The organism is Paenibacillus sp. FSL L8-0435, from assembly GCF_037965655.1.
In the GTDB taxonomy this organism is placed as follows: Bacteria; Bacillota; Bacilli; order Paenibacillales; family Paenibacillaceae; genus Paenibacillus.
On the sequence record NZ_CP150185.1, the window covers coordinates 1,038,824 to 1,064,894 of the forward strand.

The 26,071-nt window shown below is 48.4% G+C and carries 18 protein-coding genes; 15 read left to right on the top strand and 3 right to left on the bottom strand.

The features are described from left to right. Nucleotides 1-147: 147 nt before the first annotated feature. On the top strand, nucleotides 148-465 hold the full coding sequence (locus tag NST33_RS04725; RefSeq protein ID WP_221818869.1) for a transposase: 318 nt from the start codon (nucleotides 148-150) through the stop codon (nucleotides 463-465). A gap of 11 nt (nucleotides 466-476) precedes the next feature. Further along, the gene (locus tag NST33_RS04730) at nucleotides 477-1,340 is read left to right on the top strand and encodes an IS3 family transposase (protein ID WP_339306984.1); all 864 of its coding nucleotides are present in this window, start codon (nucleotides 477-479) and stop codon (nucleotides 1,338-1,340) included. A gap of 167 nt (nucleotides 1,341-1,507) precedes the next feature. Here the strand turns inward: NST33_RS04730 and NST33_RS04735 are convergent, their stop codons facing one another. Continuing rightward, entirely contained in the window at nucleotides 1,508-3,280 is a 1,773-nt protein-coding gene (locus tag NST33_RS04735; protein ID WP_221818870.1) for an alpha-glycosidase, read from the bottom strand. A gap of 262 nt (nucleotides 3,281-3,542) precedes the next feature. Continuing rightward, nucleotides 3,543-4,124, bottom strand: coding sequence for a hypothetical protein (locus NST33_RS04740; protein ID WP_076213307.1), 582 nt, complete (start codon nucleotides 4,122-4,124; stop codon nucleotides 3,543-3,545). A gap of 424 nt (nucleotides 4,125-4,548) precedes the next feature. Between NST33_RS04740 and NST33_RS04745 the strand changes: the two genes are divergently transcribed. From NST33_RS04745 to NST33_RS04805, 13 genes are all read left to right on the top strand, one after another. Beyond that, nucleotides 4,549-5,562 (top strand): iron-siderophore ABC transporter substrate-binding protein, encoded by a 1,014-nt coding sequence (locus NST33_RS04745; protein WP_339306987.1) that lies wholly within the window; start codon nucleotides 4,549-4,551, stop codon nucleotides 5,560-5,562. Nucleotides 5,563-5,659: 97 nt separating this feature from the next. Continuing rightward, nucleotides 5,660-6,673: an iron ABC transporter permease gene (locus NST33_RS04750; protein ID WP_339306989.1), complete on the top strand. Its 1,014-nt coding sequence runs from the start codon at nucleotides 5,660-5,662 to the stop codon at nucleotides 6,671-6,673. After that, nucleotides 6,670-7,713, top strand: a complete 1,044-nt coding sequence (locus NST33_RS04755; protein ID WP_339306991.1) for an iron ABC transporter permease — start codon at nucleotides 6,670-6,672, stop codon at nucleotides 7,711-7,713. The genes NST33_RS04750 and NST33_RS04755 overlap by 4 nt, the downstream gene beginning before the upstream one ends. 13 nt (nucleotides 7,714-7,726) lie before the next feature. Further along, nucleotides 7,727-8,548, top strand: coding sequence for an ABC transporter ATP-binding protein (locus NST33_RS04760; RefSeq protein WP_339306993.1), 822 nt, complete (start codon nucleotides 7,727-7,729; stop codon nucleotides 8,546-8,548). Between the two features lie 580 nt (nucleotides 8,549-9,128). Next, a complete protein-coding gene (locus NST33_RS04765) occupies nucleotides 9,129-10,145 on the top strand; it encodes a hypothetical protein (RefSeq protein WP_339306995.1) in 1,017 nt (338 codons plus the stop codon). A gap of 85 nt (nucleotides 10,146-10,230) precedes the next feature. Continuing rightward, nucleotides 10,231-11,595, top strand: a complete 1,365-nt coding sequence (locus NST33_RS04770; RefSeq protein ID WP_339306997.1) for a diaminobutyrate--2-oxoglutarate transaminase — start codon at nucleotides 10,231-10,233, stop codon at nucleotides 11,593-11,595. A gap of 11 nt (nucleotides 11,596-11,606) precedes the next feature. Then, nucleotides 11,607-13,022, top strand: a complete 1,416-nt coding sequence (locus NST33_RS04775; protein WP_339182262.1) for an MFS transporter — start codon at nucleotides 11,607-11,609, stop codon at nucleotides 13,020-13,022. Beyond that, nucleotides 13,000-14,787, top strand: coding sequence for an IucA/IucC family protein (locus NST33_RS04780; RefSeq protein WP_339308608.1), 1,788 nt, complete (start codon nucleotides 13,000-13,002; stop codon nucleotides 14,785-14,787). Before NST33_RS04775 ends, NST33_RS04780 begins: the two co-directional genes overlap by 23 nt. After that, nucleotides 14,762-16,744 carry an IucA/IucC family protein gene (locus NST33_RS04785; protein ID WP_339306999.1) on the top strand — a complete coding sequence of 661 codons (1,983 nt, stop codon included), beginning with the start codon at nucleotides 14,762-14,764 and terminating at the stop codon, nucleotides 16,742-16,744. The genes NST33_RS04780 and NST33_RS04785 overlap by 26 nt, the downstream gene beginning before the upstream one ends. Beyond that, nucleotides 16,741-17,517, top strand: a complete 777-nt coding sequence (locus NST33_RS04790) for an aldolase/citrate lyase family protein (protein WP_339307001.1) — start codon at nucleotides 16,741-16,743, stop codon at nucleotides 17,515-17,517. The genes NST33_RS04785 and NST33_RS04790 overlap by 4 nt, the downstream gene beginning before the upstream one ends. Further along, a complete protein-coding gene (locus NST33_RS04795) occupies nucleotides 17,514-18,827 on the top strand; it encodes a type III PLP-dependent enzyme (RefSeq protein ID WP_339307003.1) in 1,314 nt (437 codons plus the stop codon). The genes NST33_RS04790 and NST33_RS04795 overlap by 4 nt, the downstream gene beginning before the upstream one ends. Beyond that, entirely contained in the window at nucleotides 18,787-20,634 is a 1,848-nt protein-coding gene (locus NST33_RS04800) for an IucA/IucC family protein (protein ID WP_339307005.1), read from the top strand. Before NST33_RS04795 ends, NST33_RS04800 begins: the two co-directional genes overlap by 41 nt. Before the next feature lie 298 nt (nucleotides 20,635-20,932). Beyond that, nucleotides 20,933-24,415, top strand: coding sequence for a glycoside hydrolase family 2 TIM barrel-domain containing protein (locus NST33_RS04805; RefSeq protein WP_339307007.1), 3,483 nt, complete (start codon nucleotides 20,933-20,935; stop codon nucleotides 24,413-24,415). 266 nt (nucleotides 24,416-24,681) lie between these two features. Here NST33_RS04805 and sstT read toward each other — a convergent pair whose 3' ends face one another. Further along, nucleotides 24,682-25,911, bottom strand: a complete 1,230-nt coding sequence (gene sstT, locus NST33_RS04810; RefSeq protein ID WP_237176813.1) for a serine/threonine transporter SstT — start codon at nucleotides 25,909-25,911, stop codon at nucleotides 24,682-24,684. Between the last annotated feature and the right edge of the window lie 160 nt (nucleotides 25,912-26,071).

Below are 26,071 nucleotides of genomic sequence, written 5' to 3' on the forward strand. Positions count from 1 at the left end.
ATTGAATCGCTATCGCTAACGAACCTCAAACATCGTATTGAGGGGATAATTAAGAAAAGTAAAACCTAACGAATCTCATGGAGCTAGAATAAAAAGTGGACACCCGTTAACGGACGGAAGGATAATAAGACTAACGGAGGTGTCCACATGGGAGAACAGCGGCAACGATATAACGAAGAATTCAAGAAACAAACGGTCAAATTCATTCAAGAGCAGACGAAGACACTTGGAGATTTGGCAGAAGAACTCAACATTCCAAAAAGTACGTTGCACCAATGGATGAGTAAGTACCGCGAACTAAAACATGAGCCTGTTGCCAGCGTAGATCGAGTGAAGGAACTGGAAGCAGAGCTCCAAGAGATGCGCCGGTTGCTTCAAGAGAAAGAGCACACGCTTGCGGATACACAAGAAAAACTGGCGATTGTAAAAAAAGCAGTGCACATCTTCAGCAAACCAAAGAGCTAAGATTTCAGTTTGTGGAAGACCATCGCTCCGAGTTTTCTTTGGAGAAGATGTGCAGAACCTTTCAAGTGTCACGGAGCGGATATTACAGATGGCGAATGGACCGAACCAGCAAGCGGCAGAACCGCAAAGACGAGGTCATGAAGCGTATTCGGTATCATTTTTACGACCACCAGATGCGGTGTGGAAGCCCTAAAATTACGTATCTGCTCCATTTAGAAGGGTTGCGAATCTCTTCCCGTACCGTCAGTATCTACATGCGTCAAATGAATCTACGTTCTGTGGTCATGCCCAAATATCGCGTTCAGACGACGGATTCCAAACACGACCATCCCCTTGCGCCAAATACGCTGAATCAGCAATTTAAAACGTCCAAACCGAATACGGTATGGGTTACCGACATCACCTACATTCCTTGCCGAGGAGGTCGTCTATATCTCGCCAGCGTTCTGGATTTGTGCACACGTGAAATTGTAGGCTGGCGTCTATATAACCATATGGAAACCAGTTTGGTGATGGGTGCACTGGAGGAAGCTTACAAGGCCAAACGCCCTGCTCCGGAATTTCTCCATCACTCGGATCGCGGCTCTCAATACACGTCAAAAGAAAACGTGGAGCAACTAAAATCATACGGAATGGAATCAAGCATGAGCCGACGAGGAAACTGTTATGATAACGCCTGTATTGAGTCATGGCACAGTATTTTAAAGAAGGAACTCATTTACTGCAACCCTCGTTTTAAGACGCCGGAGGAGGCTTATACTGCCATCTACCAGTACATTGAGTTCTATTACAACCGCAAGCGAATGCATGGCGCGCTAGGGTATCTTTCCCCTGCTCGTTTTGCGATGAAATTTACGGACAAACCCGCGGCGTAGTGTCTACTTTTTTGACATAGGTCCAATAAGGTCTCTCTGATTCGTTAGGATATGACGTATAAGATGCATCAGACGTATAAGATGCAGGAGAGGCTGTTCCCCGGTCGTCAATATGACCTAGGGGACAGCCTCTTTGAAGTTATTTTCCCTTGTTAGCCGTATTCATATCAGGCTTTCGCGGGTTGTTTGGCCTCCATTTGCAGTAAGGAGAATCCGTATGCTTCCAGATCGAGGGTCAGTTTATTTTGCCGAGCTTCCACGGTGTTTGATGTGAACAGATTTCGCCAGACGTTACGATCTGCCAAAGGGAGTTCAAGGGTACACGGCTCATCACCCGCATTCAGCACAAGAAGCATACGCTCGCCCGAATTCGAATCCAATCGTTCAATGGCAAGACAGGGATCTCCGGCTTTTGCATATACAATCTTCAGTTCCGTGCTGCGCAGGGCAGGGTGCTGTTTGCGCAGGGCAATCGTACGGGTGAAGAATTCCAGAAGCCCGCGGTTCTGCTTGGTCTCATCCCACTCCATACACTTGCGGCAACCCGGATCATATCCGCCATCAAGTCCCACTTCGTCTCCATAATAGATACATGGTACACCTGGATACGTAAGTAGTAACGTAACGGCAAGCTTCATCTTGCGCTCATCTCCATCACACAAGGACAGCAGTCTGGGTGTATCATGACTTCCAAGCAGATTGAAGGCGGCTTCCGTTACAGGCTGTGAATAGGCTGCAAGCAGTTTGCCGATCTCATTGGCGAATCCAAGTCCATCGAGCTTGCCATGCACCGTATAGTCCAATACCGAATTGGTAAACGGATAATTCATCACGGCATCGAACTGGTCTCCCTGAAGCCACATGAGCGAGTCATGCCAGATCTCACCAAGCAAATAGGCGTCAGGCTTGATGGCTTTTACCGTCTGACGGAATTCGCGCCAGAACTGATGATCCACCTCGTTGGCTACATCGAGCCTCCAGCCGTCAATGTCCATCTCTTCAATCCAGAAACGTCCTACCTCCAGCAGATATGCCTTCACCTCAGGGTGTTCTGTATTTAGCTTCGGCATAAGCGGTTCAAAGGCAAAAGTGTCATAAGTCGGTATGCCATCCTCCACACGTGGCGGCCAGTCCTTGATATAGAACCAGTCTGCGTAAGGGGAAGAGGCTCCATTCTTCATGACATCGACAAAAGGAGGGAACTCTCTGCCGGAATGGTTGAACACCGCATCCAGAACGACACGTATGCCGCGCTGATGACAGGCGTCCACGAACGCCTTGAACTGTTCATTGGTTCCAAAGTGAGGATCAACTTTCATGTAATCGCCTGTATTGTATTTGTGATTCGTCGTGGCCTCGAACAGCGGACAGAAGTAAATGGCATTGATGCCAAGCTGACTTATATGATCCAGATGATCCAGCACACCTTGGAGATCACCGCCGAAGAAGTTCACCGGTGTAGGTTTTCCTCCCCAGGGTTCTGCATTTTTGGGACTGATGGATGGATCGCCATTGGCATAACGTTCAGGGAAAATCTGATAAAACACAGCGTCCTTAACCCAGGCAGGCGGTTCAAAAATGTCGACTGGATTCATAAATGGAAAATCAAAGAATTCAAGTGGATGATCAGGCAGCGCCTGCTCGAATCCGCGTTCTGTCATCCAGACCGATTCCTCTCCCTGAATCAGTTGGAATCCATACCGCAATCTGCGATAGGGAGGTGAAGTCTCGGCTTCCCAATAATCGAACATTTCATCCCGGGCAAAGATGTGCATAGGGATATGTGTGATCGTCCGATCCCAGGCATATTTGTCACCGGTAATGGCAATCACCGCATCCAGATCCCCACGTTTGGACCGAAGTCGGAGGTGCATAGTCGAGCGGTCATAAGCATAAGACCAATTGAGTTTGGGGCGGTGGTAGATGGCTTCAAGAATCATGTAAATCACTCCTCGTCAGATGATGAAATTCAGATAAAAGCGGCCATTAAACGCAAAAAAGGCACAACCTCAATTGTTCACGAGGTTGTACCTTTCGGCAGCATAGCCTTTTGATTATAGTGCTATTATACGAACTAACTCAGCAAAAGAAAACACTTTTTTTCCTTAAATTTCAAAAATTCTTAAAAAGGATAAAACGATGATTCCATTCACACGTGAACGCCAGAATAGTGCAGTCTGACGTTATACATGTGTGGCTGTTTTACATTTGGTAGCCGAGTTTTTCGCCATAGGCTCTGATTTCAGCATGGTATTGTTGAATGCTTTTGATTCCTAATGCAATCTTGTCATTACCTTGTTTAAGCAGCTTGCTGTTTACTTTCGTTTTGGCAACAGACTTTTTGAACAATTGATATCCTTCAAGCTGAGCATAGCTGCCTTTGATCAGTTTGGCATGGATTTTTTTCAGTTCAGCGTTCTCCGGTTTGATCTGTTTCAGCATGGAGACATACTTGGTGTAGTTAGGGATAGCTGTATTGTTCAGTTTCAGATAGAAGGATTTGCGATTGGAAGATGTGATGTACGTGCTGCCACCCACTGCATTCAACGCTTTCTTCTCGTATACGGCAGGATCAGTCAATGCATCCAGATAGTTGAGGAAATCTTCTTCTTCGACTGTAGGAATCGGTTCTTGTTCTGACGTGTCAACTTCTTCATAGTATTCGTCTTCCGAATATGTAGTGGTTGAGTCATCCGCAGCAGCGGCATAGGACCCTGCAGGTGCGAACACCCCGCCGAGCAATACAAAACTCATAATAAATGATAAAATCCAAGATTTTTTCACGTTAAAAATTCCCCTATCTATAGATGTGATTTTATTCCAATGGATAATCTAACATAGTACGACAAGAAATTACAGGAATTGTTTTACAGTTGACTCATCAGTTAAACGCATATGAATGAATAATGATTCACTATCCAAAAGGACATGTATTAGATGAAGCTACAAGTAAGAAGAGAAATGTGCATGTTAAGTTATAGAGAAAAAATTACATATATGGTTTATGTGGAGGCGTATTGTATTCATATATATTGTATTGGTTGGGTTAATATATCTTTATTTGATGTTGTTTTATGAAGTTACAGAGTTCGACAGGGAGTGAGAAGTTTTTCCAAATAAAATGCTTGTATAATGATTTCATCTCCATTACAATACAATTGATAATGAGATTCAATATCAATTAGGTAAAAAAGGGGAGACGGATTTCATGTATAAAGTAAAGAAAAAGCTATATATTTATGCAGCACTTATTCTGATGATTTCACTACTTGCTGGTTGTGCTTCGGGTGGAAGTGCCGAGACAACGAATACGTCCAGCCAAGCTGCAAGCAGCAATGAGAGCAATAATGAAAGTGATACAACCGCCAGTGCGACTGAAGATCAGACCCGAGTGATCAAACATGCCATGGGCGAAACCACAATCAAGGGAACCCCGCAAAAGATAGTGACACTGTTCCAGGGTGCAAATGATGTCGTTGTTGCACTTGGCGTGAAACCGACAGGCGTGGTGGAATCATGGGTTCAGCAGCCGGTATATGAATATCTGAGAGCAGATCTGGATGGAGTAACCCAAGTGGGTCAGGAATCCCAGCCCAATCTGGAGGAGATCAACAAGTTGAAACCGGACTTGATTATTGCTACGAAGATCAGACATGAAGAAATCTATGAGCAACTGTCGCAGATCGCACCAACGGTAGTGACGGAGACGCTTTTTGACTGGAAAGAAACGGTGAAAACTGTTGGGGAAGCGATGAATATGGTTGAGCAATCGGATAAATTGTTGTCTGATTGGGATGGCCGTGTAGCTGATTTTAAAGAGAAAATGGGGGATCGTCTGCCGATTGAAGCAACCATCACGAACTTTAGAGCCGATCAGGTTCGTATTTTCTACATGGGATACGCAGGTAAGATTCTGAAAGAACTTGGGTTCACGAGACCTGCGGGACATGACGCAGACACATGGGGAGTTGAATTGACTTCCAAAGAAAACATTCCGGATATGAATGCAGACATGATCTTTAACTTCAACTCAGGTACAGAAACCGATGCCATTCAGAAAAATTATGATGATTGGACCAGCAGTCCACTGTGGAAAAACCTTGATGCAGTCAAGAACAACCAACTGGTTCAGGTCGATGAAGTGGCCTGGAACATGGCAGGTGGATACACATCGGCCAACATGATGCTGGACGATCTATATAAGCAGTTCAACCTGAACTAACTAACAGGAGCAGGACCTGCCATGCACCAGGACATTCGTTAACGAAGTGTATGGGCAGGCAGGTCTTTTATCATTTTACAGATGAAAGAGTGAGAGTATGTTTCCCCTTTTTACAAAGGCAAGCGCCAAGATCTATGGACTGGCTGGTTTATTCATATTATTTCTACTTGCTTGCCTAGCCAGTATGATTCTGGGACGTACACATATCACGTTTCAGATGGCATGGGAAGCACTGCAATTCTATGACGAGAGTTCTGTGGAACATGTGGTTCTGCTGACGGAACGGTTGCCACGTACAGTTATTGCTGCCGTTGTGGGAGCAAGTCTGGCCGTGGCGGGTGGACTCATGCAGGCATTGACACGTAACCCGCTGGCATCGCCAAGTGTGTTCGGGATCAATGCCGGGGCGATCTTTTTTATTGTCATTGCCATTGTTGTATTGTCCGTATCTTCGCTAACCACCATGATGTGGTTTGGTTTTGCAGGGGCTGCCGTTGCGGCGGCAATTGTATATGGGCTAGGTTCCCTCGGTCGTGATGGCCTGACACCGATCAAAATTGTACTGGCGGGTACGGCTATCTCAGCATTGTTTGCCTCGTTCACACAGGCCATTCTGGTGCTGGATGGAACCGGATTGCAGGATGTATTGTTCTGGCTTGCCGGTTCAGTTAGCGGGCGGACATTGGATATGTTATATCCTGTTCTGCCTTACATGACAGCCGCAGCTATTGTCTCTTTGTTCATGGGCAGAGCCATCAATCTGTTGTTGACGGGTGATGATATCGCCAAAGGCATGGGACAGAATGTACTTCTGGTCAAGGTGCTCATGGGAGTGGTTACGGTATTACTGGCGGGTGGTTCAGTTGCCGTAGCCGGTTCGATCGGGCTCGTTGGTCTGGTTGTCCCACATATCATGCGTGCACTGGTGGGCAATGATTACCGATGGCTCGTTCCTTACTCTATTGTAGGGGGAGCGATTCTGCTGTTGTCTGCGGATGTGGTTGCAAGGCTGGTGATTATGCCGCAGGAAGTTCCACTTGGTGTCATGACTGCACTGATTGGCGGACCCTTCTTCGTGTACATTGCCCGCAAGGGGGTTACGAAGATATGAGGAAGCTGTTGACTTTCCGCAACAAAAAAGACACCGTTTCGGTGCAAATGGAACGAAAATCATTGGTTGTCATTGGTATATGTATCCTTCTGTTCTTAGTGGCAGGGGTTGTCGGTACCAGTGTGGGTAGTGACTTTATCTCTCCGCTGGATGTGCTTCGAACGATATTCGGTCTGAATGAAGGGGAGCATGACTTCGTCGTGCTGACCTTAAGACTGCCACGGGTGTTATTATCTCTGCTCGTAGGAGCAGCCCTCGGTATGTCTGGCGCACTTCTGCAAGGTATTATCCGTAATCCGCTGGCCTCACCGGATGTGATCGGCATCACCGGCGGTGCGGCCGTTGCAGCTGTAGGTTTTGTTACGTTGCTGGGTGGAGCGGTAAGTATCAAGGTGTTGCCATTGTTCGCCATCGCTGGTGCAATTGTGACGGCATTGATCATCTACGTGCTTGCCTGGAAAAAGGGAGTCAGTCCGATCCGTCTGGTGCTGATCGGGATTGGAGTATCGGCCATTACCGGGGCTGGGACGACCTTTATGTTAATTCTTAGTCCGTTCTACACGGCAGGTCAAGCCTATATCTGGCTGACAGGAAGTATATACGGAGCGTCGTGGACCGATGTCCAAACGATTCTACCGGTTATCGTGATTGTTGTACCGCTGGCAATCTGGTTCGCTCGCAGTCTGAATGCACAGGAGTTCGGGGATGATCTGGCCACAGGGCTGGGTGTAACTGTGCAGCGGCATCGTTCAGCGTTGTTGTTATGCAGTGTATTGCTGGCGGGAATTGCCGTTGCGGTTGCGGGAACCATTGGGTTTGTTGGCCTAATCGCTCCACACATAGCCCGGAAGCTGGTCGGCCGGATGTTTGGCAGTATGCTGATTGTGTCTGGACTAGTTGGTGCTTTGCTTGTATTTGCTGCAGATCTCATAGCTCGTACAGCCTTCCTACCGCTTGATGTTCCCGCAGGGGTATTCACCGCAGGCGTAGGCGCACCGTTTTTCCTGTATTTGTTGTTCAAGAATCGAAATCAGTTTTGAGGAGGAGAGAGCTGTGAGTATTCTGGAAGCCAAGGAGCTTACGATCTCCTATGGAGCAGATCCCATTATTGAAAATTTAAACCTGACCATTCCGAAGGGACAGATTACCGTCCTGATTGGCAGCAACGGCTGTGGTAAATCTACGCTGCTGCGTACGATGGCTCGGTTGCTGAAATCCAGCTCCGGTTCGGTGCTGCTGGATGGCGAAGAGATTGCAAAGTTGCCGACCAAGGAAATTTCAAGACGCATGTCCATCCTGCCACAGGGCCCGACCGCTCCGGAAAGCTTGACGGTGAACCAACTGGTTAAGCAAGGACGTTATCCACATCAAACATGGCTGAAGCAATGGTCACGAGAGGATGAGCGTATGGTCAAGCTGGCACTGGAGTCCACACATCTGACAGAACTCGCGGATCGGCCTGTGGATGCACTGTCCGGTGGACAGCGTCAGCGTGCCTGGATTGCGATGACACTTGCGCAGGGTACCGAAACGCTACTATTGGATGAACCTACAACCTATCTGGATATGACACATCAGATTGATATCCTCGATCTGTTGTTTGAGTTGAACGAACGGGAAGGACGCACGATTGTCATGGTACTTCATGATCTGAATCTGGCATGTCGTTATGCGCATCACATTGTGGCTGTTCACAACAAGTCCATCTACGCAGAAGGTAATCCGGAAGATATTGTTACACAGGACATGGTCCGTAAAGTCTTCCAGATGGAGTGTGAGATTGCAGTTGATCCACTCTTTGGCACACCAACCTGTATCCCGCACGGACGGGGAAGGAAGCTGAATGGGGAACAGCGTTATACACAATTGGCTTGAAGATCAACAAGTCCGCTTTTGATTCGTTCAAAAGTTATTCAAAACTCCACATCAACTCCATTGTATGATCATACAGATGACAAATTAGGCAAGCCGTTGGTAAAACCATGTCCCAGGCTTGCCCGGTTTGTTGTGCCTATTATTCGATAAAAGCATACCTGCATCGACTCAAACCCACACTAAATTAAATCTTATTTTTCCTTAAAAGTTTATTATTGACAAAATAAATCGAATTGCCATAAAATAGATTTTATATGATATTGATAATCATTATCAATATTAAATTACAATAAAAATTGATGAACGTATGAGCAAAATAAGTTGAATTAATCATTTACATGCGACGGAGAGGACAGAAAAAACCTGAAAAAGCGGAGCTACAAGCTTTCTGCAAGAAAGCTGCTTCGTAAGCATAAGCTTCGCCTTTATCACCGGATTTCCCCTTTGTATAAGGGATTCAAAAAATCTGGTGATAACAGCGATTGGAAGGTTGTTCTGTCATTGTAGTTTCGGTGTAAATAATCCTTAATTCAACTTATATAGGAGCGAGTACCTTCATTCGAATCGAGGAGGATTTTCAGTGTTTCCGAAAGGGATTCATAATCTGCAAAACCGACTCATTATAAGCAAAGCGAGAGAAATGGGCATCACCTGTGAGCCACTTCTTGAGGGATGCGAAGATTTTCTGAAGCTGTCTGTAGGGGACAAGCAGATCATCATTAACAAAACCAGATCTCATCGTCTGCCGTTAATCGCTGGACTGCTCGCGAAGAACAAGCAGGCATGCAATATGTTGCTGCATGAGCAGGGGATGCCTGTACCATCGTTTATCGTGATCCCAGAGATGGGGAGCAATGCAGCAGCTTTTCTGAATAGATACCGCTCCATTGTGGTGAAACCGCTGGATGCGAGCAGCAGCATGGGCGTGACTCTGGATGTGCGTACCGAAGATGAACTGAAGGCAGCCATTCATCTTGCGAGTGTCCACGGCAGCAGCATCATGTTGCAGCAATATGTAACCGGAATCGATTACAGAGTGCTGATCATTAACGGTGAAGTGGCGGCTGTGAACCAGTATCGGCCTGTCTATGTCGAGGGAGACGGAACTTCAACCGTTCGGGCATTGATAGAGCAGTTGAATCAGGATCGAATCGAGATGACGCACATTGGCGAGTATGAAGCGTTCCCCGAGGTTAATGCAGAAGCGGAACGACTGCTGGAGGTATTACATGCACAAGGGACAACACTTGATGAAGTTCCTGCCGCGGGAAAAGAAATCGAGCTATACGATCTCCGCAATTCTGCCGCCGGAAAAATCAGTGAATTCTACAAGGATTGTACCGAAATTATTCATCCTGAAAATGCCCGAATGATCACTCAGGCGGCAAAGACTCTTCAGATCGATGTAGCAGGGGTCGATGTTCGTTGTTGTGATATCCGCAATCCAATCTCTAGAGAACAAGGGGGCATCCTGGAAGTGAACGCCTTGCCAGATATGACACACCACGTCTTTCCCCATGGTGGAACAACTCGTGATGTGGTTCGGTTATACCTGGAATACCTGTGTCAGGAGCAACTTGAGCATAAAGGAATATAGCTGATAACAACGGATAAAAGATGCAGAACGAGAAACACAGGCAGCAGGTTCAGCCTGAATCGATTATAAGGAGCGTTAGAGGGCTATGTCAGTAGAGGTGCAAGAGGTGCAGACGGAATATCTGAAGCTGCAAAATGAGAAGGAATCCAATGCAAGATCGTACCCCAGACATTTCCCGCTAGTCATTAGCAAGGCCCATGGGGTGAAGATTACCGATACGGAAGGCCGCGTATTCTACGACTGCCTGGCTGGTGCAGGAACATTGGCGCTGGGACATAACCATGACACGGTGATCAACGCCATTCGCGATGTGCTGGATCAGCAGATTCCGCTACATACACTGGATTTGGCAACACCGCTGAAGCTTTCATATATGCAAGAACTATTCTCCATTCTTCCGGAAGAGATGCGAGATAAAGCCAAGATTCAGTTCTGTGGTCCAACCGGGGCCGATGCGGTAGAAGCTGCCATTAAGCTGGTCAAACATGCTACAGGTGGTAAATCCATTCTTGCTTTTCAAGGTGGTTATCACGGTTCGACCCAAGCGACGATGTCGATGAGTGGCAACCTGAGCAAGAAACAACATCTGCAAAGCCTGCTACCGGATGTTCATTTCCTGCCGTTTCCTTATGAATACCGCTGCCCATTTGGTGTTGGTGAAGGCATGACGGCCCGGTTGAGCGCACAGTATATCGAGAACCTGCTCGATGATTGCGAGAGCGGTATTGCCGCACCGTGTGGGGTCATTGTGGAGACGGTACAGGGTGAAGGTGGAGCCATTCCGGCAGATATTGAATGGCTTAGGGAGCTGCGCCGAATCACGGCAGAGCGAAGCATTCCGCTTATCATCGACGAAGTGCAGACAGGCATCGGACGGACAGGGCGAATGTTTTCGTTCGAACATGCCGGGATTGTACCTGATGTAATCATCTGCTCCAAAGCAGTTGGCGGAAGTCTGCCCATGTCTGTCGTCATCTATAAGGAAGAGTTGGATCAATGGCAACCTGGTGCACACACAGGCACGTTCCGTGGCAATCAACTAGCCATGGCAGCGGGACTTGCGACACTTCGTTATATTCGGGAACAGGATGTTTTACACAACGTGCATCTACGCAGTGAGCAGTTCATGAATCAACTGAATGCAATGAAAGAGCGGTATGCAGAGATTGGTGATGTGCGAGGTAGAGGACTGATGATTGGCGTTGAGGTGGTTGATCCAATGGGACGCAAGGATCGTCTGGGTCATTATCTGCCTAATGGTGCGCTGGCTGAGTCTATTCAGCGTGAATGTTTCAAGAATGGATTAATTGTAGAACTGGGCGGGCGTCATTCAGCTGTTGTTCGTTTTCTGCCGCCGCTGAATATTACGGAACAAGAATCGGGTGCAATCCTTGCGATCTTTGAGAAATCGGTAGCTGAAGCGATTGCTTTAGCAACGGCTGCATGTTGAAGCTATCCCTGATGAAGAGGCATGCAGTATTACTCGCGATTCTGATCGGTGCCTTTTCGCTGGTGCTGACCAACAGTGCATTTAACCTGCTGCTGCCTTATTTTGTGCAATATTATCAGATCTCTACGACAGCAGGAGGATGGATCATCGCGCTGTACATGCTGGCTATGACGTTAACAATGCCGCTGGCTTCCCTGATTGTGGACCGACTAGGGCGTAAGCAGACGTATATGTTGGGCATCAGTATCTATGGACTGTTCTCGGTAGCAGGTGCGTTGTTTTATCACTCTATTGAAGTACTGTTGCTGGTTCGTTTCATGCATGGCGTTGCCGCGGGGCTGATGATTCCGTTATCCCTTGTGCTGTTGTTTGATGTATACGGCCCGGAGGTACGAGGGCGAATTACCGGAGCGTGGGGTTTGCTGCTTATGCTCGCTCCGGCTGCCGGACCAACACTGGGGGGCTTCATCATTCAGTATGGACGGCTTGAAATGTTGTTCTGGCTTAACGTGCCACTGGCTATATTCTCGTTGATCGGGTGCGGTCGAGTCATTCAGACCTATATCCCTGCCCGTAGGAAAAAATGGCATCCATCCAGTGTCATGCTGCTGATCAGTGCTGTAGGTGCTCTTAGTCTGGGGGTACAGTTGTACGCGAGTCCAGTTGTGGTGGTATGGGTACCTTGGCTGCTGATTGCACTGGGTGTGGGATTACTCATTCGTTTTATCCAGACAGAGAACGGTCGCAAGGAACCATTGATCCGATACCAGTTGCTGCGGCGTAATGCCGTCTTTCCGCTGACCGTGCTGATCTCGACGATTCAGGATTGTGTGATGTTTGGCGTGATCTTTGCATTGCCATTGTTGTTCCAGGATGTCTTCCACTTGTCACCAGCCATGTCCGGTGCGCTGTTCATTCCCTTATCCATCTGCACAAGTCTGTTCATGTGGATTGGCGGCAGCTTGCTGGACCGAGGTCGGTCCATACATTTTATCGCATGGGGCACGTTGCTGGTGTCGATATCCATTCTGTCGTTTGCGGTTCTACCCATGGGAGCATCGATCTGGATCATCGGTATGCTCATGGCGTGCCGGGGAATTGGCGTTGGTCTGTCAGGCATGAGTATCTCTGCTATTGGTTTACAGGCTTTACCGGAGGAAGACATGCATGAAGGCTCGGTGTTATCGACCACAATTGAGCGGCTCGCTTCTTCGTTTGCGGTGATGGGCTTGACCCTATATTACGATATGCGTTGGCAATGGCTTGCCGGGGCAGGAACGTCCATGGAGATGGCCAAATGGGGAGCGCTCAAAGAGATTTGTATCGGACTTGGCTGCGCCATACTGCTTACACTTCCCCTGGTCTTACTTATAACCCGAAAGAAGGTTGGCATCATTGTTCGAGATGGAAAACAAGCTCCGGTCTGAGGCTGAGCAGCAGGCCCATGAACATTCATGCAAACTGCTGATGAACTGTTACATCCGTGAGCTTGCACTAGAGAAGGAAAACGATATTCGGATCAATCCAAATACGCTGACGTACGCTGTTGCTTTTCAAGCCAGCGGGGTGACGGTGACAGGACGCTTGTCTTATTACTCTGCCATGGGGGAGCATGAATACCTCAGCATGGAATCTGGCAGGGAAGTGGTGCATTATCGTGACCTTGTTCGTTGGATCACATCTGAGCTAAGCGGGAATGGGAAACAGGGAGCGAGTTCGGACCAACATGGAATGAAGAAAAGTGTGATGGAAATGAAGCGTTCACTTGAGGTGGATATTGCACATCCAAAGGGCGAGAATACGAATCGTGTAGATGCGACGTATGCCAAAGATTTTGCACAAAAGGTAGATAACAGTGTCGGTAACCTTACGTTGTATATCGAACAAGCAGCCGGTCTCGACATCCACGATTATCGCACATCGGAACAGTCACTGTTGTATGGTCATCCGTTTCACCCTTTCCCGAAGAATTCCAAAGGCTTTAGCGAGCAGGATGTTCAGAACTACAGTCCGGAGTTACGGACATCGTTTCAACTCTGTTATATCGCCGTGAGGCAGGACGTCTACGTGCAGGAATGGGTGGATGATGAGGCGGTAATGGATTTGCATGATCTCCTGCGGAGCCATGTGGAGCCTATTTTAAAAGAAAAAAGTGGAATGTATGGGCTGCTGCCTGTCCATCCATGGCAATACGCATACATATCACGGTTGTCAGAGGTACAGCACTATATTCGAGATGAAAAATTAATCCTACTCGGTAGTGCGGGGCCTACCGTCTATCCAACCTCTTCGGTCCGTACAGTTTATGTTCCCGAATGGAACTGCAATATCAAGCTGTCACTGAATATGCAGATCACCAACATGATTCGCACTAACAGTGCTGAGCAGATGCGCAGAACACTGGATGCCTCCAAGTACGTCAGGCAGCATGACTGCTTCGGCGCCGAACCGAACACGTATATTGCGTATGAGACAGGTGTTGCGACTTGTGCTTTTGAAGATGAAGAGTTAACCAGTCTGTTTACGATAGCTTATCGGCCCATTGAGTTTGATGTCGAGAATACGTATGTCTTATCCAGTCTAGTAGAAGCACCGCTTCCCAGGATGCGGTCGAGACTGATGACGATGCTGGGTGGTGGACGTGACATAGCTGAGCGTTGGTTGGATCGTTATCTGAAATGTTCTCTGCTGCCGATTGTACGGGCGGCGGGAGAGAAAGGTATTCATTTTGAAGCTCATTTGCAGAATACCCTTGTGACCTTAAAGGATGGGTTGCCTGTTGATTTTATCGTCCGCGATCTGGAAGGGGTCAGTGTGGATGAGGAACTTATCCTTGAGCAGGATCGTGCTGCGTCCGATTTATTATTTTATTCGCGAGAGAAAGCCTGGGCGCGGACTTCTTACTATTTTATCGTCAATCATCTGGGTTCTCTAATTCATGCCATGGCGCGAGATGTGAACGTATCCGAGGAGCATTTCTGGAAACAGGTACGTGAGGTACTTGTAGATGAACTGGAACGAACGGGCAATGCATATGTGCAACATCTGCTGACAACGGATGCTTTTCTGGCCAAACAAAACTTGGTGAGTTGTCTAAGAGGGATCAGCCAGACCCCGGCCTACGTGCCGGTGAGCAATGTAATGAAACGAATGGGGAGTGAAGTACGTGGGAGTCGTGGGATACAGGGCTGAAGCAGGCGGCAGGACAGAAGCAGTCTACGTGGGTGTACAGGAACGGATCATGCGGCAGACGTTGGAGGCGATGTGGTTCGAAGGCATTCTGGACAGTCATGTAAGTGGGAGCGAATGGCGAACCGAGGGACTTACATCGTCAGGAAAACCTGTGGCGTACACATGTGAAGCCGAACGGAAGTTTTCATTTGGCCGGGTGAAGGTGAAGAAGGGTTCGATCCAAAGAGAAGGCGTACCTTGCACCGATCTGGATCTGTTTTTGGAAGAAATGGTGTTGAATGCTTTGAAAGGTGCAAATGTCACGGCTTTTATCCAGGAACTGCTCGAAACGATGGCAAAGGATAGTCAGTGCCGGGCGATATTACCTTCGAACATTCCGAGTGAGGATCGGCATTATGATGCGCTTGAAAGTCATATGACTGACGGTCATCTGTACCATCCGAGTTATAAGTCGAGGCTGGGATTTTCTTTGAAAGACAATCTGGCCTATGGCCCTGAATTTAACACGGAGGTTGCATTAGTCTGGGTTGCTGTGAAAAAAGAATTGGCTCAGACCGCTGTATCCGCAGGGTATAGCTCTGAAGAATTGGTAGGGCAACATCTGACCGTAGAGGATATGCAGCGATTTCAACAGATCCTGCAACAACAAGGTCGTGCGGACATGGGCGAAAACGTCAACGCATATGCGACGAGTGCAGATCAGCTTGAGAGCAGTGCCGAGGTTGGTGAAATAACAGCGGTTCAAGATAGCTCAATAGGCTCTAGCGTTGGCAGCAAAGACAGCAAGGTGGATGGGGAAATGGGAGGTTCTGACGCGGATGATCGCTATGTGTTCATTCCAGTTCATCCATGGCAGTGGGAGCATCAGTTGGAGTCGGTATATGCCCGTCAACGGATGGATGGGGACATCGTGTATCTTGGACTATCGTCTTCGCCCTATCGTGCGCAGCAGTCGATCCGTTCACTCTCGAACCGGATAAATCCGGAAGCCCCTTACATCAAGCTGGCCCTCAGTATTACCAACACGTCGAGTACGCGCATTCTGGCACAGCATACAACCCAGAACGCACCGCTGATCAGCGATTGGCTGGAAGAACTCATTCGTGAGGATGAGCTGTTGCAACAGGTGCAGTTTGGCATTTTGAAAGAAATCATGGGACTGTCATTTCGTTATGAGCAGTTGCCTGCAACCCAATATGGACGGGCCTACGGTACACTCGGTGCCATCTGGCGGGAGAATGTTTCTGTTCACCTGAAGCAAGGTGAGACGGCATGGCCGCTGAATGCGTTGATGTTGGTGCAGCCCAATGGTGTTCCGTTTATCCAGGATGCTGTAGAACGACATGGTGTGGAAAAGTGGAGCGAGGCCCTTGTTCGCACAGTTACACTGCCGATTATTCATCTGCTCTATGCACACGGGATTGCGCTGGAATCTCATGCTCAGAATATTATTTTGGTACTGGAAGGCGATCTGCCGAAACGAATCATTATCAAGGATCTGCATGATGGTGTCCGCTACGTACCGGATCAACTGATGTACCCGGAAAGGGCACCGAAGCTGAACCCCGAGCCGGAAACCCATCGCAAGTTCAATCGGTATTCCTTCATCTATGCGGGAGATGTGTCGGAAGTCCGGGACTATACGTATGATGCATTCTTTTTTATCTGTATGACGGATATTGCGCTGGCTTTGGAGAAGTTTGGGTTGTCGGAGGAAGCGTTCTGGCAGCTGTGCGCAGGTGTAATTGTGGATTATCAGCGAGAGCACCCGGAGTACAAGGAGCGCTTCGCTGCATTTGACCTTTTTGCCGAAGATGCACTGATCGAAGAGATGACCAAGCGCCGTCTGTATGGGGATGGGGAGTTATATTTCCGCAAAGCGAGCAATCCGCTCAAGATATCGAAGGATGCACTTGAATCAAAGAGAACACCCGAGTTAAAGGGAATCGTCGAATGAGAATTAACACGCTGAAGGAAAAAATTGCACGCAAACAGCCCGTCTATGGCCTTTTTGTATCCATACCACACCCGGTGATCATTGAGATGATCGGACATGCGGAATATGACTTTGTCATTATTGATCTGGAACATGCCGCAATATCGATGGAGCAGGTGGAAGAGTTGGTCCGTGCGGCGGAACTGGTCGGCCTAACCCCGCTGGTTCGGATCTCGAAGGTGGAGAGAGCGGAGATTCTTAAGGTGCTGGACTGTGGCGCACAAGGTATCGTCATTCCGCATGTCGAGCAATTGGAGCAGGTGGAGGAAGCGGTTCGTCACGCCTACTATCATCCGGTTGGTATGCGGAGCTTGAATAGCGGTCGTCCCGGTGTATTCGGGAAATATCCGCTCACGGGATACATTGGGGAAGCGAACGAACAATTGATGGTTGTACCCATGATCGAAAGTGTGGAGGGCGTTCGGCAGAGTGCACAGATTCTGTCTCACCCTCAGGTGAGTTTTGTATTGGAAGGGGCGGCGGATCTGTCGCAATCACTCGGTGTGCCATGGCAGACTGAGCATCCGGATGTGAGACGTGCGCTGGATGAATTGCATGCTACCGCCCAGCAGTGCGGAATACCTTATGCAACGGTCACCAGAGGTGTGGAGGATATGTCGCTCTGGGCTGAGCGGGGAGTACATATATACGTGCTTGGTGATGATCGGAATACGGCGTTTCGGGCATATGCCCAAAAACGGAATGACTACAGGGATGCGGGTGGGCAGATATGAAACCTAGTGTATGGCATGCGATTGATGAACTGCAACGCGGGATGGAAGAACCGGTATGTGCGTACGTTTACGACCTGGCTGGCATTCAGGAACAAGTACGTCAGATGTTAGGCTGTATGCCCGGAAACACACAGTTGTTTTACGCCATCAAGGCGAATCCAGATCCGCGCATCATTGAGGCGTTGCTTCCATTCGTGAAGGGCTTTGAAGTGGCTTCAATTGGAGAGGTGCTGAAGGTTAGAGATGTAAGCCGAGAGGTTCCGATTCTGTTTGGAGGTCCGGGTAAAAAGGAGAGCGAACTGCGTTTGGCGATGGAACATGGCGTGAGCTACATTCATGTGGAGAGTCTGTTGGAGCTGCGGCGCATTATTGCGATTGCGAAAGAGAGAGCGATGGAGCAGGTGCATGGGAGCAGGCAGAAGGAAGAGTGGGAGCAGAATCCGGAGCAAGCGCAGGAAGTGCGCATACTGCTCCGAATCAACCTGCGAAGCAGTACGCTACCCCAGGCGAAGATTGTCATGGGCGGTGGGCCGAGTCCTTTTGGCATCGATGAAGAGGCGGTGGAAGAAGCCATCGAACTCATTCGTGTGGAAGGCGCGGGTGTGGTTCGGTTAAGCGGGTTCCATTTCCATTCCTTGTCCAACAATATGGATGCCAGGCTGCACGCCGAGATGATTGAGCTGTATTTGCAAAAGGTGGAGCAGTGGCAGCAGCAGTATGATCTACCTGTGGAAGTGGTGAATGCAGGAGGTGGATTCGGTGTCACGTATGATGGCAGTCCCGGATTCGACTGGCCATTATTCACTTCTCTGCTGGAGCAAAGTGAAGCCAGACAGCGCCTTGTTTCACGCGGAGGCCAGCTGTATTTTGAATCGGGTCGACTGCTGGTGGCAGACCACGGATATTACGCAGCAGAGGTTACGGATATCAAAACTTCTCATGATCAGTATTTTGCCGTGTTAAGGGGAGGTACGCATCACAATCGTCTGCCTGCTTCATGGGGACATAACCATCCATTTCAGATTATGGGGACAGACCGTTGGAAGCATTCATTTGCCCGGCCAGAGGTAAGAGGTCGTCGAGTCCATATCGTAGGTGAGCTATGCACACCCAAAGATCGCATGCATGCTGATGCGGAGGTAGCATTGCTGCGCGTGGGAGATATTATTTTGTTTGAAAAGTCTGGAGCTTATTGCTGGACCATCTCGCATCATGATTTTCTGGGGCATCCGCACCCGGCATTCCATTATTTGACGGAGGACAATGATCATGTCAACACTGATGAAGCGTACCAGTCTGCAAGCCGCTGAACGCCGGATTATGGCGGATCTGATGAACGCCTTCTTGTCGGAGCAATTGCTTCCATTAGAAGGTTATTCGTTCAATGATTTTGCTAAGGCCCCTGCACCGTTCCGTCGATTGTATAAGGAATATGACAGCGAAGAGCACAATCATAATGTAGCTTCTCGCTATAGATTACACACTCAAGGCGTGCTGTGTTTGGTTGAAACAGGAGTAAGACAGGGGACTCAATGGGTTCAGGGTTCACCAATCTACGAGGAGAAACCAGATGGAAGCTGGGTTCTCCTTGATTCTCCGGTAGAGGTTGGACGTGCCGTGTTACAGAAGGCTTTGTCGGATGAGGCCTATGCGCAGCCCGGAGTGGCGGAGTTTCTTGCTAGTCTGGACATTGCTGTGGAGCAGTATGCTCTGGGCTGGGAACAAGTCCAGTATCTGTCCACCAACGTCCCAGCTTCTGCTTATGAATGGTTTATCAAGGGGGAGCGCGTTGCGGCATTACGGGATCGTCCATTTCACCCATCGTCCAAAGCCAAAGTGGGATTCAATGCAGAGGATGTCACACGGTATGCAGCGGAATTCGGGAAGGCGATTTCGCTGCGCTGGGTGGCTATACGGTTGGATGCAGTGCAGCAAGGTTGCGAAGATGGGATGTCCATTTTGGACGTGTTAGACGATGTTCAGCGTGGAGTAGTGGAAGCCGAGTTTACCCGCAAAGGGATCACGTTGGACGAATATCTGCCGATGCCTGTTCATCCATGGCAATTGGAACATGTGATCCTGCCCCGTTTCACTGGAGAGGTCGAGGAAGGCAGCATTGTCGTATTGGATGTAGAAGGGGGCGACGTACAGGCCACATCCTCTCTGCGCTCGATGGCTCCGTCAACCGAATCTACCCTAATGTTCAAGCTACCGGTTAGTGTGCTGTCGCTGGGGGCAGCTCGCTATCTTCCGGTAGTGAAGCTGCTGAATGGTCTTGCTGGAGAACGGATGCTAAGGCAAGCTGTAGCTTGTGACGAGACGTTGAAGGACAAGGTGTATATGTGCGAAGAGCAGAACTGGTGGGGTTTCATGCCGGAATCCATGGGACTGTTCGATGATCATCCCCGCCACCTGGCTGCACAGATTCGTGTGTATCCCTCTGAGTTGTTGGATGATGATTATAAAGTCATTCCAATGGCTGCACTGGGTGTGAATCTGGAAGGGCATCATCTATTGACGGACATTCTGGGTGATAACCCGAGCAGTACGGACGTGGTAGATTTCTACAATAATATAGCTACGACGTTCTATGATATCGTGATGCGTTTGTTCAAGGTGGGCGTTGTACCCGAGATTCATGGTCAGAACTGCTGTCTGGTGTTACGGGATAATCAGGTAAAGGGTCTTTTGTTCCGCGATCATGATTCGGTGCGTTTGCATCAGCCTTATCTGGACAAGCATGGCATTGCAGACCCTGCCTACCATATTCGACCTGGCTACTCGAACAGCTTGTATAATGAGACGGTTCAGAAGCTGATCTTCTATGTGCAGTCTTTGGGGACGCAGGTGAATCTGGCTGCGATCATGAAGGCATTGAGCGAGGTGTATCACATTCCGGAAACGAAGTTATGGGAGATCACAGAGCAGGCTTGGAAGGAAGCGCTGCAACATGTGCAGCTTCCCGAATCCGATCGGGCCGAGCTCGCTCATGCGATATTCGAGAGCAGGGAGTGGCCCGTGAAGTTAGTTGTCCGTCCGCTGCTTGAAGCGGATGGGGTGCCAGGCGCGATGCCATCGGGCAAAGGCATAGGGTGGAACCCTTTTTACAAGGGATAGAGGTTAAGTAGTGTTGAGAGAAGAAGTGGCGTGCTAAAGGATTGATATAGAAGGTGACCCGTTAGACGGGTTGCCTTTTTGGTTTGTGGTTATTGAGTTCGAATGCCAGAAGGGAATAAAATGTTCATCATTATGGCTAAAAAATCTTGCGAAATGGAGGTATAGGGAAGAGACTGGTGGTATAATCGGGTTATGTGTTACAGTCATACTTGAATACTTCCGAAAAGGTTTTCGTAAAAAGCGATATTTAGTGTTGTAACCGTAATCATAATTTATTTCAAGAAAGTGAGAATCTACCATGAATCAGAAGAGACTTTTTAATGATGGATGGCAATTTGCGAAAAGTAAGCTGGATGTTACGGAACCTGCGGGTCTGGTATATGAACCTGTGGAACTCCCCCATGATTGGCTGATATATAATACGCTCGAACTGTATGAAGACAGCATTGGATGGTACCGTAAGACGTTCCACTACACGAAGGATGAGCAGCAGCTTTTGCTCTGTTTTGATGGCGTATACATGGATTCTTCGGTGTATGTGAACGGGCAGTTGGTTGGGGAGTGGAAGTATGGCTATTCCGCTTTTGAGCATGAGATCACGAATGCACTAGTGGAAGGCGACAATGAGATTGTAGTCAAAGTGGTGCATCAGAGCCCGAACAGCAGATGGTATTCCGGAGCCGGAATCTTTCGCCATGTGTGGCTGAAAACGAGAGACCGTAACCATATTGTAACGGATGGAACGTATGTATCGATTCAGCAGCAGCCGGATGGCTGGCAGGTGGAAGTGGATACCGAGCTCAACCTGGAACAGAATCAGCAGGCAGAGCTGGTGCATACGATCTTGTATGAAGGTCAGGTGGTGGCATCCAGCCAAGCGAATGTTACGGCTTCGGTGGTTGAAGAAGCGGTTGCAGCGACAGATAGCCAACAACTTATTGTTGTGAATCCTAACCTGTGGAGCCCGGATGCACCGCATCTGTATGAACTGGTGACGGAGCTGCGATTGACCTCGGATGATCAGGAACATCGGACAATTGAATCGGTATCACAGCGCATTGGATTCCGGGATATCAAGCTGGATGCCAATGAAGGGTTCCACCTGAACGGAGTCAAGATGAAGCTGAACGGCGTGTGTGAACACCATGATCTCGGTGCGCTGGGAGCTGCTTTTAACCTGACGGCATTGCGTAGAAGATTTGTTTTGCTCAAAGAAATGGGTGTTAACGCCATCCGCACCGCACATAATATGCCTGCCAAAGAGTTCATGGAACTTGCGGATGAGATGGGTATGCTGGTTGTGTCTGAAGCCTTCGATATGTGGGAACGTGCCAAAACGCCATACGACTATGCGAGATTTTTCCCAGAGTGGGTGCATACCGATGTGAAGAGTTGGGTGAAGCGCGACCGTAACCATGCCAGCCTGATCATGTGGAGTATCGGGAATGAAATCTATGATACCCATGCGGATGAGCGTGGACAGGAAGTAACCCGGATGCTGATGGATTATGTGCTGGAGTTTGATCCAAAAGGCAATGCAGGTGTGACGATTGGTTCCAACTACATGCCATGGGAAAATGCACAAAAATGCGCGGATATTGTGAAGCTGGCAGGCTACAACTACGCGGAAAAATATTACGACAAACATCATGAAGAACATCCAGATTGGATCATCTATGGTAGTGAAACGTCTTCTGTGGTACAGAGTCGTGGTATCTATCACTTCCCATTCGAACAGCCGATTCTGGCAGATGATGATGAGCAGTGCTCGGCTTTGGGTAACAGTACGACGAGCTGGGGTGCGAAGTCGGCAGAATACTGCATTTTGGCAGAGCGGGATACGCCTTATTCACTGGGCCAGTTCCTGTGGACCGGATTCGATTATATCGGAGAGCCGACACCGTATCATACGAAGAATTCGTATTTTGGACAGCTGGATACAGCAACGTTCCCGAAAGACTCCTATTACATCTACCAAGCGGCTTGGACGGATTATAAGAAAAGTCCGATGGTTCACTTGTTCCCTTACTGGGATTTCAGCCCGGGTCAGATCATTGATGTACGCGTGTGCAGCAACGCACCGAAGATTGAGCTACAACTCAATGGTAAAACGATTGGCACGTACGATATCGATCATGCCAATGGAACACAGCTGTCTGGCTGGTGGAAAGTGCCGTACGAAGAGGGCGAGCTGAAAGCGATCGCCTATGATGAGAACGGGCAGATCATTGCAACCGATGTGCAAAGATCCTATACGGATGCGAAGAAAATTCGTCTGCAAGCAGATCGGGAGCAGCTGCAAGCGAATGGTACAGACCTCATTTTTGTAGAAATTGATGTGGAAGATGAGGCGGGTAATCCGGTTCACAATGCGAACAATCGCGTACAAGTTCAGGTGACGGGTGCAGGACGATTGCTGGGTCTGGATAACGGGGACAGCACGGACTACGATCCATATAAAGGTTTGAGCAGAAGACTGTTCAGCGGCAAACTGATGGCGATCATCGGAGCGACGAATGAACCTGGAACGGTGCGGATTGAAGTTTCTTCCGAAGGGTTGGAAGGGGCTGTAGCTGAGTTTGAATCGCGTATTGTGGATGCGGAACTGGTTGATGAGAAACTAGCGAAAGCTGTCTTCATGAACAATGAAGAACGTCCGGTGCTAACGGGGAATGCTCAGGAGATTCCTTTGCGGAAAATTGAGATCATCAGTAAAGCAGGACAGTTGCTCGATCCATCTAACCCGGAGCTAGTCGTAACCGCCAAGCTGTACCCGGAGAACACTTCCTACCGTGATATCGAGTGGGCTGTTGTGAATGATGCGGGGATCGAGTCCAACATTGCCAAGGTGGAAGCTGTTCAAGCAGAAACGGGCGACAACGGTGAGCATCAACATGCGGTGAAGGTATCGGCTATAGGTGACGGAGAGTTCCGTCTTCGCGCAACCAGCACCAACGGTACGGATAAAACGAAACTCATCTCCCAGCTGGAGTTCAAGGCGGAAGGTCTCGGCACAGCATACAAAGATCCATACGGTTTCATTACGGGCGGACTGTACGATTACACCAAAGGTGAGGTTGGTAACGGCAACGAACGTGGGGTAGCGACAAGTCGCGACGGAGAGACGCATGTAGGCTTCCGTAATATTGACTTCGGACCATACGGCTCCGATACCATTACGATTCCTATTTTCACGCTATCTAGTGAGGATTACTTCATTCAGATTTGGGAAGGTATGCCGGATGAAGAAGGAAGTACGATGATCGCGGATGTGGTGTATGACAAAGAGTCCATCTGGAATGTATACCAGGAAGAGACGTACCAATTGTCCAAACGTCTTAGCGGAATTACGTCGATCTGTTTTGTACTGAAGCAGAAGATTCATATTAAAGGCTTCTCCTTCGAACGTCAGAGTCGGGCCTTCGAGCAGAATGCGGCTGCATCCTGTGACCATCTCTACGGAGATACGTTTAAAATTGAGGGTGACCGTGTTGAAGGTATCGGGAACAACGTGTCGTTGGAGTTTGAAAACATGGACTTTACGGCAGAAGGCACGTCGAAGCTCGTGATCTACGGCCATTCACCGATTGATAAGAATACGATTCATATTCGCTTCGCAGGTGCGGACGGACAGAGCAACCAGCTGGTTGAGTTCACACAGTCGAGTGGATACGAAGAACGGGTGTTTGAGCTTGAACAGGTGAAAGGTGAACAGAAAGTAAGCTTTATCTTCCTGCCAGGCAGTCAGTTTGACTTCGGCTGGTTCCGATTCGAGAAGTAGAGTACAGATCAATCCCCTTCAAGTAAACGGTGTTCGTTCAGAACATGTGGTTACTTGAAGGGGATTTTTTAATAATGTGTAACGCTGATGCAAGAAACGGAGCGCTCATGCCTTCTTCTATGGAGAAAAAATGTTGCAGAAGTTATTGTTCCATTTTACGTTGTAATGAAGAAATCCCCTCGGGTCCACGGTGTTGATCGCATGTCATCATGTGATCTTTTTTCACTGTAACCAGGAGGGGATATGGTAGGCCAACTGCTGTTGGTTTAGAGTTGAACTGCTGTTTTCTTACCTTCTTTACGTTTCTTAGCGTATTCTGCTGTAGCGGTAAACAAGACATCCGAGGATGAATTCAGGGACGTTTCAAATGAGTCTTGCAACACTCCGATGATGAAGCCAACCCCAACGACTTGCATCGCAATATCATTCGATATGCCGAACAAGCTGCATGCCATAGGAATAAGAAGAAGAGAGCCACCCGCCACGCCCGAGGCACCTGTAGCAGCTACAGCGGATAACACGCTGAGAATCAGCGCTGTTCCAAAATCCACTTGAATACCCATCGTATGAACAGCTGCAAGGGATAAGACCGATATGGTAACGGCTGCCCCCGCCATATTAATCGTAGCGCCCAACGGGATGGATACCGAATACGTATCCTTGTCCAATCCTAACTTTTCACATAATCTCATATTGACTGGAATGTTCGCCGCAGAACTTCGTGTAAAGAATGCCGTAATTCCGCTTTCTCTTAAGCACTGAAAGACGAGGGGGTATGGATTCTTACGAATGTTCAGATATACGATTAGCGGATTGACAACAAGCGCGGTGAACACCATACATCCAACAAGAACGGAAAGTAATTTGCCGTATCCCAACAAAGATGAAAGTCCGCTTGTTGTAATGGAGTCAAAAATAAGACCCATAATTCCGAACGGTGCAAACTGGATTACCCATTTCACAATCTTCGATACAGCTTCCGAGAATTGAGTAATCAGGTTTTTAGTGTTATCACTCGAGCTTTTGAGAGCAACACCTAGCAGCAAGGCCCAAGCCAGAATACCGATATAGTTAGCGTTCATCAGTGCACTTACCGGATTATCAACCAACTTCAATAACAAGCTCTTCAGGACCTCAACAATGCCATCAGGTGGAGTCAATTCTTGCACATCCGATACCAATGTCAATGTAACCGGAAATAGGAAACTTGCCACAACCGCGAGTAGCCCAGCCAGAAAGGTACTCATAACGTAAAGGACGATAATCCTTTTCATATTGGTTTGAACACCTTTTCGATGGTTGGATATAGCGGCCATCACCAAAAGTAACACTAAGATTGGAGCAACCGCCTTTAATGCTGAGACAAATAAGGAACCGAAAAGTGCAATTCCTGTTGCACCGGGCACGATCAGGGCCAAGACAATCCCCAAGACAATTCCTAGTAAAATTCGTTTAATAAGACTCATTCGGTTCCATTTCGTTAATGCCGTTCTCATCCATATTCCTCCGAGTTTCAATATAAAATCTTATCAAGCAACGCATCGTCGCTGTAATGGAGCATAGCGTTAGTTTATCACGGAATTTGTCTCTTGTGTGGTGTGGTAATATTTGTATTATAGATTGTCCCATCCCCCGCTGTCCTTCTGCAAGCCAGAA